This is a genomic window from Terriglobus sp. YAF25 (assembly GCF_052113305.1).
GTDB lineage: Bacteria > Acidobacteriota > Terriglobia > Terriglobales > Acidobacteriaceae > Terriglobus.
Genome location: NZ_JBFRCY010001028.1, coordinates 1 through 1131 on the forward strand (window position 1 = coordinate 1; position 1131 = coordinate 1131).

The 1131-nt window shown below is 55.4% G+C and carries 1 protein-coding gene; it reads right to left on the reverse strand.

Features of this window, described 5'->3' with window-relative positions; translation table 11 throughout:
- On the reverse strand, positions 1-1131 hold a 1131-nt coding region (locus AB4043_RS26285), incomplete at both ends, for a carboxypeptidase-like regulatory domain-containing protein (RefSeq protein ID WP_442308625.1).

A 1131-nucleotide genomic window follows, 5' to 3' on the forward strand; every position in this document is an offset into this window, starting at 1 on the left:
GCGTTGCCATTGACATAGGTCAACTTCTGCCAGAGGAAGCGGCCAAACAGACGGACGTTCTGGCCGATATTGTGATCAACACGGTTGAGCGTCTGGTTCTGCTCAATGGTGAGAGGCACATAGCTATTGAAGTTGTTGGTGAGCGCCGAATTCGTAGGATTCGGATAATACTGCATCAGCTTTGCCGCAACCGCAGACACGGGAAGCTGATTGTTCGCGTAAGGCGTCGTACGGTTCGTCGGGTTATAGAGCTGAAGGCTGGGAAGCAACTCAGAAAAATCTCCCGTGCGCATCTTCAGTGTGGGAACCGTTGTAACGCTGGAGATCTGCTGATACTGACGCAGGCCTTCATATGACCCCGTGAAGAAGGTCTTATCGCGGCCGTTGTAGAGGAACGGAATCACCACAGGTCCGCTGACCACACCACCGAACTGATTGAAGCGCATGAACGGCGTACGCAATCCCTTCGCAGCAAGCCAGGGCTTTGCATTGAAGTAGTCGTTCTGGAGATAGTCATATACCGTGCCGTGAATCGAATTTGTACCGGACTTCGTATCCGAGTTGATGTGGATGCCCATATAGGCGCCATACTGCGCGGTATAGTTACCGCTCTGTACCTGAACCGCCGAGATAGCATCAGGATTCGGTGTCACAGGAGACGACGAGATCAGCGAGTTCATGATCGTGATACCGTCGAGCGTCAGCGAGTTGGCCACCTCACGCGTTCCGGCGCCGATGTAATTAGCGCCCGGAGGCACACCGGTAAACGATGTCTTCGGTCCGATGATCACGTTCGAAGCCGTCGTCGCCAGGTCCATTACGCGGCGGGTGTTCATCGGCAGGTTCTCTACCTTTGCCCGCTCCACGGTGTCACCGATCAGCGCATCGTCGGTGGAGAGTGCCGGCGTGTCGGCGGTGACCTGAACCACGCTCGCGACATCGCCGACCTTCAACGTAATGTCCGTACGGGCGGACTGGTTCAGGATGACGATCGCACCCTTGCTGACCGTCTTCGCAAAGCCCGATTGCTCTACGGTAATGTCATAGGTTCCAGGAGCGACGAACGGAATGGTGTAATAACCCTCCGCGTTGGTGGTTCCTTCATACTGGACCTGGGTGCCGGTATTGGTT